Source organism: Gimesia chilikensis (assembly GCF_007744075.1).
GTDB lineage: Bacteria > Planctomycetota > Planctomycetia > Planctomycetales > Planctomycetaceae > Gimesia > Gimesia chilikensis_A.
The window spans coordinates 3,502,412-3,515,852 of the sequence record NZ_CP036266.1 but is presented as its reverse complement, the minus strand read 5'-3'; the positions used below and the strand labels follow the sequence as shown (position 1 = coordinate 3,515,852).

The 13,441-nt window shown below is 53.9% G+C and carries 11 protein-coding genes and 1 tRNA gene; 7 read left to right on the top strand and 5 right to left on the bottom strand.

Annotated elements, in window-relative coordinates:
* Window positions 1–28: 28 nt before the first annotated feature.
* The 3 genes from HG66A1_RS13325 to HG66A1_RS13315 all read right to left on the bottom strand — a co-directional run bounded on the left by HG66A1_RS13325 (window position 29) and on the right by HG66A1_RS13315 (window position 4,404).
* A complete protein-coding gene (locus tag HG66A1_RS13325) occupies window positions 29–970 on the bottom strand; it encodes a rhomboid family intramembrane serine protease (RefSeq protein ID WP_145184514.1) in 942 nt (313 codons plus the stop codon).
* A gap of 82 nt (window positions 971–1,052) precedes the next feature.
* The gene (locus HG66A1_RS13320; protein WP_145184511.1) at window positions 1,053–2,072 is read right to left on the bottom strand and encodes a hypothetical protein; all 1,020 of its coding nucleotides are present in this window, start codon (window positions 2,070–2,072) and stop codon (window positions 1,053–1,055) included.
* Window positions 2,073–2,103: 31 nt separating this feature from the next.
* Entirely contained in the window at window positions 2,104–4,404 is a 2,301-nt protein-coding gene (locus tag HG66A1_RS13315) for a transglutaminase family protein (protein ID WP_145184508.1), read from the bottom strand.
* Window positions 4,405–4,608: 204 nt separating this feature from the next.
* Between HG66A1_RS13315 and HG66A1_RS13310 the strand changes: the two genes are divergently transcribed.
* The 6 genes from HG66A1_RS13310 to HG66A1_RS13285 all read left to right on the top strand — a co-directional run bounded on the left by HG66A1_RS13310 (window position 4,609) and on the right by HG66A1_RS13285 (window position 10,113).
* Window positions 4,609–6,051 carry a sulfatase gene (locus tag HG66A1_RS13310; protein WP_145184505.1) on the top strand — a complete coding sequence of 481 codons (1,443 nt, stop codon included), beginning with the start codon at window positions 4,609–4,611 and terminating at the stop codon, window positions 6,049–6,051.
* Window positions 6,052–6,415: 364 nt separating this feature from the next.
* The gene (csrA, locus tag HG66A1_RS13305; RefSeq protein WP_145040571.1) at window positions 6,416–6,649 is read left to right on the top strand and encodes a carbon storage regulator CsrA; all 234 of its coding nucleotides are present in this window, start codon (window positions 6,416–6,418) and stop codon (window positions 6,647–6,649) included.
* Window positions 6,650–7,018: 369 nt separating this feature from the next.
* Window positions 7,019–8,419, top strand: coding sequence for a DUF1501 domain-containing protein (locus HG66A1_RS13300; RefSeq protein ID WP_145184501.1), 1,401 nt, complete (start codon window positions 7,019–7,021; stop codon window positions 8,417–8,419).
* A 140-nt stretch (window positions 8,420–8,559) separates the two neighbouring features.
* The gene (locus tag HG66A1_RS13295) at window positions 8,560–8,805 is read left to right on the top strand and encodes a LexA family protein (RefSeq protein WP_145040567.1); all 246 of its coding nucleotides are present in this window, start codon (window positions 8,560–8,562) and stop codon (window positions 8,803–8,805) included.
* Window positions 8,806–8,863: 58 nt separating this feature from the next.
* Window positions 8,864–9,664, top strand: coding sequence for a DODA-type extradiol aromatic ring-opening family dioxygenase (locus HG66A1_RS13290; protein ID WP_145184498.1), 801 nt, complete (start codon window positions 8,864–8,866; stop codon window positions 9,662–9,664).
* A 41-nt stretch (window positions 9,665–9,705) separates the two neighbouring features.
* Window positions 9,706–10,113 carry a hypothetical protein gene (locus HG66A1_RS13285; protein ID WP_145184495.1) on the top strand — a complete coding sequence of 136 codons (408 nt, stop codon included), beginning with the start codon at window positions 9,706–9,708 and terminating at the stop codon, window positions 10,111–10,113.
* A gap of 98 nt (window positions 10,114–10,211) precedes the next feature.
* On the opposite strand, the gene HG66A1_RS13280 is transcribed toward HG66A1_RS13285, so the two are convergent.
* A tRNA-Arg gene (locus HG66A1_RS13280) sits at window positions 10,212–10,285 on the bottom strand.
* A 313-nt stretch (window positions 10,286–10,598) separates the two neighbouring features.
* On the opposite strand from HG66A1_RS13280, the gene HG66A1_RS13275 reads away from it, so the two are divergent.
* Window positions 10,599–12,254 carry a Na/Pi cotransporter family protein gene (locus HG66A1_RS13275; protein ID WP_145184492.1) on the top strand — a complete coding sequence of 552 codons (1,656 nt, stop codon included), beginning with the start codon at window positions 10,599–10,601 and terminating at the stop codon, window positions 12,252–12,254.
* A gap of 6 nt (window positions 12,255–12,260) precedes the next feature.
* Here HG66A1_RS13275 and HG66A1_RS13270 read toward each other — a convergent pair whose 3' ends face one another.
* On the bottom strand, window positions 12,261–13,361 hold the full coding sequence (locus tag HG66A1_RS13270; protein ID WP_145184490.1) for an acyl-CoA dehydrogenase family protein: 1,101 nt from the start codon (window positions 13,359–13,361) through the stop codon (window positions 12,261–12,263).
* Between the last annotated feature and the right edge of the window lie 80 nt (window positions 13,362–13,441).

Here is a 13,441-nt window from a genome sequence, read left to right as displayed (position 1 = left end):
GGAGGGCAACAATCACTGACAGCAGATTTCAGCCAGTTCGATTTGATTTGCCAGCCTCGCGCCACCACGTGGATGCCAGCCCGATGACGATACCGGTAATCAATCCGAATGCATGAGCCATATTGGCGATATTTCCTACCGCACCTGTCATACAGATAAAGAACCAGGCCATGAGGATGATCACCATATTGGGAGGCACATAAAACGACGATTGTGGATCATATTGGCTTTTCATCCACATATAGCCAAACAGTCCATAGACCACGCCGGAGAGCCCACCAAACCCGGGACCTCCGTAGGAAAAATGCGCGCCTCCCCAGTAAAACTGCGCCAGGTTAGAAGGGATTGCCAACAAGACCACCATCAAAGCCAGCTTGGTACTACCCCGATTGATTTCAATTGCCCCTCCTAACTGGTAGGTCATGAAACAATCGAACAGAATATGTAGAAAATTAAAATGCATGAAGATGGGGGTAATCAGCCGCCAGATCTCTCCCTGCCTGATATCCAGTAAACGAGTGTCATAACGAATCATATCCCCCGAAACCTGAAACGAGCAGATACTGAGTGCCTGACGGACCGGAATATTCCACTCACTGAAATTTAACAGCAGATATACGACCACACTGATACCGATCAGCAGGGATGTTACCGGACAGCGACTGGTAAAAGGCTGATTCCAGGTATCACGCACTTTCACCTGACGTTTGACGGCCGCCCGGGCCTGGGCGATTCGTTCGTCCCGAATGGCTTCCGCCTGACGGGTTGCTGCCTGGTACTTCTCAGCGCCAGGATCCTCTGTGAATGCGGCCAGTTCCTGCTTGGCCTGTTCGACCTGATCTTCATCCAGGATCCAGATGTTCCACTCGTCACCGGAGGTATCGATGTTGGCGCCGATCTCCTCTGTGAGCAGAAAGTCTTCGAACAGTTTCGCCTGCTGCTCTGAGGGCAGCGTCCCAATTTTTCGCATCGTGTTTACAATCCATGCCCCTGCTTAACAACATTGACTTCCATGTCAGGCATCAACGGACCCGCAGGTAAAACGGGAGAAATCAGTCCTGCTTCAGGGCAGATAAGTGAGTTTGAATTTGTTGTTCTAAAGTTGTGCGATCAGACCACGGAGTATAATGGGCCCGCATGATAAAACCATAGGCTTCTCCCGGCTGATAGTCCGGAATAAACCATTGAAAATCCCAGGCGGGATTCTGCTTTCCCCCTCCGGTCGGGGACTGGGCAAACCAGATCTGATCCTGTGATCTGAATAGCTGAGTATAAGCATAATTGTCGCGAATACCATAGTACCACGGACGCGAATACACATATGCAGAGGGGTGGTTGACCAATGCCAGCGGGAAATCTTCAGCAACGCGCGGCAAGAACCGGACTCCGGCAGGGGGATGTGTACTCTCGACTCCATGTGCGGGTGTGCGGGCATGTAAAAATTGTTCGACCTGATCCGTTCCCTCTTTCCGCTTCCCGTAAAAATGGATCCGACGATCCTGGGGAGCCTGGATGTAACTCGCCCAGAACAGGCCGATATAGCCATTTTTGAACAGATCCGCATGTGGGATACACTCAAACGTGTATTCGATGGTCCCGTCGTCCAGAATCTGGTAACGTCCGCAGCTTTCCAGGTTCCAGTTCGGCGTCGGAGCCTGGTAGAGTTCCACCGTATCCTCTGAGATCAGCCTCAGCTGCATGGGAAACTTACGCGGCTCAAACTTTTCCGGCAGCCGGGTCGTCCCATCGTGAATGTGCTCAAAGTTGAGCCCAGCCAGCGCGGGAACAAACAGATTCTCTTTCTGCCCTGTATACTTGAGCGAAGCCAGACCATTATAGCCGGCGCGATGTCCCGGTAGCAGTTCGGTATCGACGGCCGCATTATCGACAATCACCGCAGTCACTTTGCCGCGTTTTAATACGATCGCATGCTCGCTGGTCGTGCGATATTTGACCTGAGGGTTGGTCAGACTGGTTACCCCCGGCGCCGCCAGGGGATGCCTGGCTGATAACGGGCTCACCATGAAACAATATAATACCAGTCCAGCCAGAGCGCACCGGATCCAGTTCATATCAGCTCTCCCCTCGGGCAGGTGCTTGACTTCAGTCCTGCTGCATTGTGTCCAGGTAGTTACGAAATTCGTGAATCCGCCGAAGATCAAAGCCTTCCGGTGATTTCTCCAGCAGATAATCGGTATCGGCGATCGCCTCGGCGATTCGTCCCGTCTGATAACGCAAAACGGCCCGCAGCCAGCGTTCCTGCAAGAGTTCCTCGTCGATGGCAATCATCGTCTCCACATAGCGGAGCATGGCCTGCACATCTTCGTCGTCCCGGGCGAGATTCAACAGGTTGCGCAACATCCGCTGGATGATTTCGCGTTTGGGCTGTGACTTGAGAAACTCGGCATCAAAGCGGCCTCCATTCGCTGTGAGGATCATCACCTTGGCAGCTTCATCACTCAGGGGTTCGCCCCCCTCGAAGACGTCCACCAGTTCTCCCTTTTCCGAAATGGAATTCACGCGGACCACAAAATGTCCCGGCAGCCCCACGCCATCAATGTCGAGCCCCAGGCGTCGTCCCAGTTCCATATACAATACGGAAAGTGTGATCGGCAGCCCCTCGCGATCCTCAATCGTCTCGTTGATATAACTGTTGGATCGGCTGTAATAATTCGTACGGCTGCCATGGAAGCCCGTTTCATGGAACAGATACTGATTCAACGCTTTCAGCTTCGCTTTCGCATTCGCATCTTCGGGCAACGTCTTGTTGATCTCATTGGCCATGCTCTTCATCTGGCCGAGGTAGACCTTAGGATCCACTTCATTATTGTCCAGACGCGCGATCAATAAAGCGGCTTCCATGAGATCAATGTCCGCCTCTTTTTTGTCGCTGGCGAAAATTGCCTTGAGCTCATCGCGTACGGCACGTTCGTGGATTGACTGCGCCAACTGCTTCAGACGCTCGGCTTGTTTCTGCAGCAGACGTGCCCGCTCCTGTAGAGCCTGCTGCGCCCGTCGCTCGTCAGTCTGCTTCACTACCGCCTCGATCAGATCTGCCTGGGGTGGACGATCCACTCGCAGGTCTTCCGTCAGATCCAGAATCTTTTGTGCGGTCTCCTTGGAAGGGCGGTAGGGGGGGATTTCGGAAGCAACCTGGAATCCGCGGAACGAGGCCACCGTATTACGAAATTTGGCCAGTCCGACTTTCCCCTCGGTATAGCGCTGATCTTTGACCTCAAAAACCTTTTCATCGTTCACAAAGCAGAGGATGCGATCCTTCTCCAGGCGAACTTTCAAATGATTCCATTCTTCTTCGCGATAGGCGTTGCTCTTTTTCTCATCCAGCACCCGCCACAAAAAGACATCCGGCCCGTCAAAACGGCTGATTCGCAGACTCTTGTTGCTGGGATAGAAACCGTAGTGTTTTGTATTTTCATCAGAATAGAAAATCAGCCCTGCAGCCCCCGATTCATCATCCAGCTTGACTTCGACGGCGACTTCGTAAGGGAGTTCGGGCAACACTTCCTGAGAGACACACAACGAACGGCTGCCCAGACCGGAGCCGAAGCCATCCACCTGGATCCGTCCGGCACGCTGTCGCCAGCGGGAACCAAACAGGGGCTTCCAGAGATGCTCGTCCAAAGTACCGATGGTCAGCCAGCGATCGATGGGTACGGGGTTCGGCTTTTCCAGCAGTCCCTTTAAAGCACTGACATTCACTGCATATCCCAGGTTGCGGGTGACCGCTGACTTGAGTGTCACAATTCCCTGCACGCGTCCCTGGGAATCCAGGACCGGACCGCCACTGTTACCGGGTTCGATGGGAATCGCCAGCTGCAGCATCGGCTTACCATCAACTTCCCGGGTACCCGAGTTGACTCCCTTGACCACGCTGTAACGCAGTCCCTGAGGATTCCCCAGCACAACCACTTCTGCTCCCTGCTTGAGCGTATCAGGCTCCGCCAGCTTGAGTGGTTTGAGATTATCGACGGCAATTTTCAAGACCGCCAGATCCATCTGCCGATCGGTGGCGTAGACTTCCTGAACTTCATAACTGGTCCCATCTAGGAGTTGCACGGTAATCGGCCGTGCCTCTCCGATCACATGTAGGTTGGTCGCGATCAAGCCATTGGCGTCAATCACGAATCCGGTTCCCATGCCGGCTTCCTGTCCGTCACGTCCCGCGAAGGAAACTGACACGACCGATTCTTTAGCCCGTACCGCCAGATCTTCTGCTGACACCCCCGGATCTGATTCTGATGCCTGTGCTTCCGGACGTGGTGCCACCAGGGGTTGCTCCTCGGCCGCTCGTAACGCCAGGGGCATGAGCAGCAGACAGGTCAAACTGAAAACGGACAGGGCTGGGAATGAAACGCGTTCAGCCCGGCAAACTCGTCTGAACATGGGCAGGCATCCTCGTAAGGGGAAGGGGGTGAGCTACTTAATCACTCTGATTGTATGTGACCGGCTGGCAGAATGCAAAAAAGATCGTGCATTTCCCGTTTCCAGACAGGAGTTTACAACATGCTTGACGTTGCTGGCCTGAGATGACAAGCTGGAATCCTGGTTCGGTGAATTGTCCCCAACTGTTTATTTAAGGCAGATACTATGCGCTCCGTTCTGTTTTTGTTTCTGATTGTTCTCAGCTGCCTCATCAGCCCCGCACAACAGGCGACTCAGGCCGCCTCACAGCCTAATATTCTTTTCCTGTTTACCGACGATCAGGCCCCCTGGGCACTCGGGAAATCAGGGCATCCGCACGCCAGGACACCCCACATCGATCAGATCTTTCAGAACGGAGCTTACCTGGTCAATTCCTTCACAACCACGCCGGTCTGCAGTCCTTCTCGGGCCAGTCTGGTCACCAGCCGCTACGGCAGTGAACTGGGCATCACAGACTGGCTGCATCCCCGCACGGAACCGGAACTGGGGCTGAAAGGTGATACGATCACCTGGGTCAAACTGCTTAACGACGCGGGCTACCGAACCGGCCTGATCGGAAAATGGCACCTGGGACTGCTCGATCAACAGCATCCGACCCGCTTCGGATACGATTACTTCATGGGCTTTCGCAGCGGAGGCAATGTGCCTAAAGATCCCACGCTCGAAGTAAATGGCAAAGATCAGAAGCTCAAAGGCCTGCTTCCCGACATCCTCGTCGATGATGCCATTCGTTTCATCAGCCAGGAATCAGACAAACCGTTCCTGCTGTCTCTGCACTTCCGCGCGCCGCACACACGCTGGCTGCCGGTCGCCGATGAAGACTGGGCCCCCTTTAAAGACCTGGATCCACAGATTCCAAACCCGGACTATCCGGATCTGAACACGAAACGGGTCAAGCAGATGACCCGCGAATACCTGGCGAGCGTGGCCAGTGTGGACCGGAATGTCGGACGTCTGCTGGAGACACTGAAACAACTGAATCTGTCTGAAAATACAATCGTGATTTTCTCCAGCGACCATGGCTACAACATGGGACACAACGGCATCTGGCATAAAGGGAACGGGCACTGGGTGCTCAACCAGAATCCCCCCGCCACAAAGAACATTCCCAAGGGGCAGCGGCCTAACATGTACGACAACTCCATCCGCGTTCCTACCGCTGTGCTCTGGCCCGGAGTCACACAATCCGGGCAGGTCGTTCAAGGAACCGTCTCGAATCTGGACTGGTTTCCGACACTTCTGGAGATGGCCCAGGTCCCGATTCCCTCAAATCTGACAATTCGTGGCACGAGTTTTGTACCCCTGCTGAAAAAAGAAAACGAGCAAGCATGGGACAACGACTTTTACGCGGAGTATAGCACTAAGCATCAGTCACACACCCACATGCGAATGTACCGCACGCCGGAATGGAAACTGATCCGCGACTTTCTAAACCCTGAAAGAGATGAGCTTTACCATCTAACCACAGATCCACAGGAAGCGACTAATCTCATCCAGTCCCAGGATCCGAAGGTCCAGAAAATTCGCGATGAACTGCACCAGAAGATCCTTTCGAACATGAAATCGATCGACGATTCCGTGCTGCAACAGGTCAGGCAGGGCTCCTGAAACGACATTTTTGTAAAAAAGTCAAAACTGGTCTTGCAAGAAAATTCAAACCGATATACAGTTCGCGCCAGCAATCAACTACTTGCCCGGCAGGAGCCGGCCGCATGCTCGCCGCTGGAGGAGCGAGCCCTTCCTATATAAGAGACACATGACAGCAAAACAGTTGCTGAATTGAGTCGAACGACTGACTCAATAGTCCTTTTGGTTGCCTGATTCTACCGCCGACACGTATCAGAGTTTGTCGGTGCACAGAGCGGATTACTGTCGATCTACAGACAGATCGAATTGCATCCGTATCCCGCCCAGGCAGTGTTCGAGTTGTTTGAAACACGTTCTGTTCCGCATTACAAGAAGGAGTCTTTCAATGTTGGTCTTATCCCGCAAAGTCAACGAATCCATTCAGATTGGCGACAACATCCAGATTACGATTATCGAAACCCGCAAGGGGACCGTGCGTCTGGGAATTAACGCCCCCCGGGAAATTCAGATTTCCCGTCCTGAGCAGGTCAAACAGACTGTGACTCAGGAAACCACCACACAGGAAGGAAACCGTGAGAATTCTCAGTTTTCCCTCTCCTTTTGTGGTACGATTTCCTGAACCGGTTTCGCAGATCGGACAGCCGGAGGAAGCGCACCCGCGCCTTCCTGCCCCTGTCCGGGCGAAACCCTGCCACCACAGCCTGCCTACCTCCCACCACGACTGAATCCGCCAGCCGGTCTCTCTGAATCTTTTTGAATTTTCCAGGTCCCCCTGTCAGGCTCAACGTACGCGCCGACAGTGGGACAGAGCCAGTGCAGTAACTCCGGAGAAACAGACAAACGCATCAATTCCCACTTGTGTGTATCCACTCGCACGGTTAGAATCAAAACTAAACAACCCTGCGAAATTCCTGCATCCCGACATCACAAAGTGCCCCCCCGAAGTAATTGACGTTCCCGCCTGTATCCACAAGCCAGAGGTAACTTCATGAGTGCTGACCGTTCTGTTTACTGTCCCGGCCCAATGTCACGCCGCAGTTTTCTTCAGGCCGGTTACATGGCACTGGGAGGTCTGGGGCTGGCCGACCTGCTTCGTCAGCGCGTACTGGCTAACTCACTCAATCCCCAGGCAGGCAACCGTGAAGATACCGCAGTGATTTTCATCTGGCTGCTGGGCGGCCCCAGTCATATGGAAACGTATGACATGAAACCCAACGCCCCCAGTGACTATCGCGGACAGCTCAATCCCATCGCTACGCGGACGCCCGGCATGGAGATCTGCGAACTGCTTCCGCTGCACGCGAAAGTCGCCGATAAATTTTCGATCATCCGCTCCATCTCACATGAAGACTCACAACACGCCCGCGGTTCAGTCCGTTTTCTGAGCGGTCGTAAAACACAGAGCGTTAACCCGGTCTCCGAGTTTCCCACCGTCGGTCCTATCGTCGCCAAAATGCGCGAGCACCGTCGCGTCGGCGTGCCCAATTATGTCGCCAGTTCTCCACGGGCTTACGGGGGTGGCAGTGCCTACCTGGGGGAATCCGCGATGCCCTTTGTCGTAGGTGGGAATCCGGGTGCGCCGGGTTACTCAGTGCCCAACCTCTCGGTTTCCAACAGTGTCAAAGATCGCCTCGATGACCGACTGGGACTGCTGCAGTCGTTTGACAGCTTCCGCAGAGACGTCGACCTGCACGGTTCCATGCAGGCCCTGGATAACATCAACGAACAGGCCCTGGGCATGCTCACCAGTGACAAAGCCCGTCAGGCTTTTGATCTGTCACAGGAGAGCGAAGCTACCCGCGACCGTTACGGCAGACACAAATGGGGCCAGCGGGCATTGCTGGCACGGCGACTCGTCGAAGCGGGCACCAGCTTCGTCACGATGTATATGAACAACCCCGACATTCCCGGTACCCAGAAAAACCGCATCCATTCCAACTGGGACATCCACGCGATTAACGGCGACCTGTATTACGACCTGAGCGTGCGGATGCCTCCGTTCGACCGGGCCGTTTCGGCACTGATTGAAGATATTTATGCTCGCGGTCTTGATAAGAGAGTCCTGCTGGTCGTCTCGGGAGAATTCGGCCGCACACCCCGGATTGATGTGAAACCCGGCACCAAAAGCAAGGTCATGCAGCCGGGCCGCGACCACTGGCCGGGGGCGATGTCGGTCCTGGTCTCCGGAGGTGGGGCTCCCATGGGACAGGTCATCGGCTCGACGACCGCCAAGGGAGAATACGCCAAGGACAACAAGCTGGATCCTAACGACCTGCTGGCCACTGTCTACCATTTCATGGGCATTGACCAGAATCACGAATTCCTGGACCGCAGCGGCCGCCCCATGCCTATTCTGCCTCATGGTTCACCAATCAAAGAACTAATCTAAGCTGGCACGTTCAGTTGCATTTTCCGACGCCAGAAGATAAATCTGCTCTGGAATTTCTACAGGCCGTCTGTCAAAATTCCCACAGGCCCCACGATCAGATTGAGGGCCTGACTGATTTCCCCATCGATCAGGTTAAGAGCATGAAACGACTCACAGTAAAACAGCAGGCGATCCTCAGTTTCATCCGCGTTTACCGAGCCAGAGCAGGGGCCGCCCCCACCGTACGGGAAATCGGCGCCGCCTTCGGCATCAGATCCACCAACGGCGTTGTCGACCACCTCAAAGCCCTGGAACACAAAGGCCGCCTCAAACGCATCGGCACCATGCCCCGCGGCATCGAAGTCATCGAAAACCTGCGTATGCGATTTTCAGGGACCGTTTCCTGAGCAAATCGGAATCACGTCCTCCCCTTTCGCCAGCCAGCAGCATTGAGAGAAGCAGGTCATGACGAAACAGTCCCCGAAAGCACTGTTCCTCTCACATGGGGGCGGCCCACTGCCGCTGCTGGGGGATCCCGGCCATCGTGAAATGGTTTCCTGCCTGAAACAGATTGCCTCCCAAATCCCCAGACCCGCTGCGATAGTGATCGTGAGTGCCCACTGGGAAGAGTCGCTGCCCACCATCACGGCCGGGGAACAGCCACCTTTGATCTATGACTACCACGGGTTTCCGGAAGAGTCCTATCAAATTCAGTATCCCTGCCCGGGCAAGCCTGTACTGGCGCACGAAGTCGCTGAACTCTTGCAACAAAGCAATATCGAAGCCCGACTGGATGAGATACGCGGATTTGATCATGGCATGTTTGTGCCTCTCAAAATCATGTATCCGGAAGCCGATATTCCCTGTGTCCAGCTGTCAATTGTGAATTCGCTGGAGCCACAGCAACACATTCAAATGGGGCAGGCACTGCAGTCACTTCACCAGCAAAAAGTACTGGTGATCGGCTCGGGATTTTCCTTCCATAATCTGGATGCCTTCTTCTCAGCCGAGACTCCTGAGTCGCAGAAAATGAATCAGTCATTTGAAGAGTGGCTCGTGGAAACGTTTTGCAGCACGGACTATTCGGAGACAGAGAGAATGCAGCGACTGACCGCATGGGCTGACGTTTATGGAGCCCGGTTCTGCCATCCCCGGGAAGAACATCTGCTGCCGCTCCACGTCTGCTACGGAGTCGCCCAGGCCCCGTGCAGCGCGGTTTATGAGATTCAGATCTTAAACAAGAAGGCAAGCATGTTTCTGTGGTGAGTCAGTCAGTCTTCGTCATAAACGGGATTGGGACGCATTTCATGAATAGATCATCCAGCGACAGCCCCCCACGCAGCCGGACACTGCTGACTGTTCAGATCCTGTTGACCACCCTCACGGGTGTATTTACTTTACTCGCGTGGTTGAACGACATCGGTCCCTACTGGAGACTCTATGCCGGCCTGTTCGCAGGCAGCATGACAGCGCTCATCTTTCGCTCAGGGTGGCTCATTCCGTGTACTGTTTGCGGCACACTCTTTGGAATATTTATCGATCCCCCGATCAAAAGTGGTCCGATCGATGCCCAAATGTGGCAGACGGTATCGAATCTCTGGAGTGGAGTAATCGCCGGACTGGTGCTTGGAGTCACTATAGAGATCACATTGAAAACATCAGATGACGAGCACACCAGCGTTGAAGATTCCACATACCACAACGATGGCCGTTAATCGCTCGGGAAGATTCAGAAGGGGATGTCAGAAGAGAAGGTGCAGGGCAGTTCAGGCCTCACCTCAATCAGCCCCGTAAGCAGCGGGCCAAAGCAGAATACCCCCGGCTGGGCTCGAACCAGCAACCTCTGGCTTCGGAAGCCAGCACTCTATCCAATTGAGCTACGGGGGCTTATTGCGCCAAGTAAACGTTTAAACACGTCTGTCAGCGAAAAATAGTGCGGAAATTGTTCTAAAACCGCCTTAGAACTGATTTACCGCGCCTGAAGCAATCCTACAAGGATCAGGGGCAAAATTTTGGCAGTCTCTGCCAAGACAGGCCGCCTACTCCCTTGTATTCTCACCTGATCTACATAATAACTATGCGAAATCTTAACGATAGTTTCACACACATCAAGACATACGAACACGATTAAACGCTCCCGTTTCGCAGAAATCAGGGGAGTGAGACATCAACCACAGGGTCCAGAAACAACATGTTTGAAATGACGACCACCCTCATTGGCGGTCTGGGAATTTTCCTCCTGGGAATGAAGTACATGTCCCAGGGTCTTCAATCTATTGCAGGAGCCAGTTTGAAACGGCTGATTGGTGCCGTCACTAACAACCGGCTGCTGGCAACAGTTGTGGGCTTCCTGGTCACGGTTCTCGTTCAGTCCAGTTCTGTGACAACCGTGATGACAGTCGGGTTCGTCAATGGCGGCCTGATGTCACTGACACAGGCAATTGGCGTGATCATGGGCGCCAACGTCGGTACGACCGTTACCGGCTGGATTCTGGTGCTGAAGATCGGTAAGTACGGTCTCCCCATGCTGGGAATCGCGGCGTTCGTCTATCTGTTTTCCAAGAATGAACGACTGCGATACGTGGCCCTGGCGATCATGGGGGTCGGTATGGTCTTCTTTGGCTTACAGCTCATGAAAGAGTCTTGTAAGTTCATTCATGAGATGCCCGAGTTCCGCCAGTGGTTTCTGCACTTCCAGGCCAATACGTTTCTGGGCGTCTTCCAGTGTATGCTGGTGGGCTGCATTCTGACTGTGCTTGTGCAGTCCTCTTCTGCAACTCTGGGGATTACCATCTCCCTGGCATCCAGTGGTCTGATTCCCTTTGAAACGGCAGCAGCCCTCGTTCTGGGAGAAAACATTGGGACTACGGTTACCGCTCTGCTGGCTTCAATCGGTACCACAACGAATGCCCGTCGTGCCGCTTACTTCCATTTTCTGTTCAATATCGGCGGCGTGCTCTGGATTTCCACGATCTTTTTCTGGTATGTCAAATTTATTCCCTGGTTGATTGACGTCGATGTGACTAAAGAGGTCGTGGTTAACGGCGAAGTGACCTTTCCGGAAACCGTCAAAGCCATCGCGGCCACCCATTCGGTGTTCAATATTCTGAATACACTTGTATTCCTGCCATTTGCCGGCAATATTGCCACGCTGCTCACCAAGATTGTCAGGGACAAACCGCAGGAAATTTCCCACCTGACCAGCCTGGATATCCGCATTCTGGAAACTCCGGTGCTGGCGATCGAACAGTCGCGGGGCGAAGTGCTCAAAATGGGCAAGCTCTGTGATGAAATGGTACAGATTCTGAAACGGATCCTTTCCCAGGACACGCCTGACCCTCTGGAAGTAGAAGTCCTCTTCCAGCACGAGGAAGAGTTGGACCGGATGCAGGATGAAATCACCAGTTACATCACGCATCTGCTGGCGATGGATCTCTCCCAGGAAGTCATTTCCCAGGGTCGCTGCCAGTTGAGAATGGCAGATGAATACGAATCGATCAGCGACTATCTGCAGCGGATTGCCAAATTCCGGCTTAAACTGAAAAAGCAGGGCCGAAGCTTCGACGAATCGCATAACGATTCCCTGCTTGAAGTGCTGGCGATGGTCGAACATCAATTGCACCAGGTGACTGAGGCTTATCAGCACGAAAACCGGGACATTGTGGATTCGACCGTGCACTCCGGCAATGAGATCAAAAACAAGGTCAAGTCGCTCTCCAAAGAGCACTTGGATTACCTTTCTGAGGAGAAGGTCGATCCCTATATCAACGTCTCTTACACATCCACACTGAATGCCATGCGGCGTGTCCGGGATCACATCATCAACCTGGCCGAAGCCATGGCCGGAGAAAAGTAATCAGCTTCAGTCGAGCACGCAGGCAAACTCCCGCATATTGGCATGTACGACCGGTTGCGGGCAGGACCAGACCAGAAAGAACATCGCCTCACGAATCGCCCGTTCTGCGGGATGCCCTTTGACAAACCCCGCTCCTTTCACAGCAGCCAGCAGCGCCTGTGAAGACCGCAGCACCAGCGAATTCGATCGCTCGCGAATTTTCTCAGAGAACGTACCGTTCAAGGTTCCTGCTTCCAGGGTCTCAAACATCTCGCGGTAAATCCCCGCGCATTCTGCGTGCAGGGGTTCATAGATCTCAAGCAGATCTGCACGTTTTTCTGCTTCTTCCTGCAGCCGGGAGATCGCCCGTCGTGCCACTCCCAGTGCGAGGGCAGAGGTCGTCAGGGAACCGGCGCCTCCCTGGCCATCGGGGCGTTTCATCACCTGTTCCACAGGACCTGCAATCAGGTGTTCTGAGGGAATCTGTACCTGGTTCAGTTTGACCGCCCCTGTATGGGATCCGGTCATCGAGAGCATCTCGATCGGGGACTGCGGGTCTACGCCTTCCGCCGTTGTATCGACGAGTGCCAGAATCTGGGTTCCGTCTTCGCAGACACCACCGGTCACAATGTAGTCGGCGTGGACGGCCCCGGTGACCCAGGGAACGAAACCATCGAGAATCCAGCCGTTCTCATCCGAACGCGCACTCACGGTCGGCTTCTTTAAATGCTGACGAGAAGTAGTCAGATGCGAAATACCGACGGTGGCGAACTTCGTTCCGTTGACCAGTTCCTGGAATACGGTGGTTTTGAAATCAGTATCCGCGGACCAGTTGATCCGCTGACAGGCCGCATTGAACTGGGTCAACACGAATGTTGTCGTGAGACAGGCTTCTGCCAGGCGAATATAACCATAGGTCATTTCAAGTGAGTCAAAATCTGCTCCCCCAAACTCCACAGGTACATTCCAGCCCAGGACCCCAGCCTCTTTCAGAGCGTTCCAGGCTTCGGCAGGCCAGTTCAACTCGGCCTCCGCACCAGTGGCCAGTTGGGACAGTGTAGCAGTCAGTTGTTCAAATTCCTCGGTAAACCGTGAGGGAGGGTTCCCGTTCGCTAAATCTGCAGACATCAGATCACTCGTACTTGATAGAATAAAAAACCGTTTCGTATTACTTAGTTTATAAAAAAAGCCTCATACTCGAAAGTATG

What these genes read in the sequence shown, in the direction of transcription:
- HG66A1_RS13325 (WP_145184514.1), bottom strand. Translation starts at nt 970, where the DNA reads ATGCGAAAAATTGGGACGCTGCCCTCAGAGCAGCAGGCGAAACTGTTC.
- HG66A1_RS13320 (WP_145184511.1), bottom strand. Translation starts at nt 2,072, where the DNA reads ATGAACTGGATCCGGTGCGCTCTGGCTGGACTGGTATTATATTGTTTC.
- HG66A1_RS13315 (WP_145184508.1), bottom strand. Translation starts at nt 4,404, where the DNA reads ATGTTCAGACGAGTTTGCCGGGCTGAACGCGTTTCATTCCCAGCCCTG.
- HG66A1_RS13310 (WP_145184505.1), top strand. Translation starts at nt 4,609, where the DNA reads ATGCGCTCCGTTCTGTTTTTGTTTCTGATTGTTCTCAGCTGCCTCATC.
- csrA (WP_145040571.1), top strand. Translation starts at nt 6,416, where the DNA reads ATGTTGGTCTTATCCCGCAAAGTCAACGAATCCATTCAGATTGGCGAC.
- HG66A1_RS13300 (WP_145184501.1), top strand. Translation starts at nt 7,019, where the DNA reads ATGAGTGCTGACCGTTCTGTTTACTGTCCCGGCCCAATGTCACGCCGC.
- HG66A1_RS13295 (WP_145040567.1), top strand. Translation starts at nt 8,560, where the DNA reads ATGAAACGACTCACAGTAAAACAGCAGGCGATCCTCAGTTTCATCCGC.
- HG66A1_RS13290 (WP_145184498.1), top strand. Translation starts at nt 8,864, where the DNA reads ATGACGAAACAGTCCCCGAAAGCACTGTTCCTCTCACATGGGGGCGGC.
- HG66A1_RS13285 (WP_145184495.1), top strand. Translation starts at nt 9,706, where the DNA reads ATGAATAGATCATCCAGCGACAGCCCCCCACGCAGCCGGACACTGCTG.
- HG66A1_RS13275 (WP_145184492.1), top strand. Translation starts at nt 10,599, where the DNA reads ATGACGACCACCCTCATTGGCGGTCTGGGAATTTTCCTCCTGGGAATG.
- HG66A1_RS13270 (WP_145184490.1), bottom strand. Translation starts at nt 13,361, where the DNA reads ATGTCTGCAGATTTAGCGAACGGGAACCCTCCCTCACGGTTTACCGAG.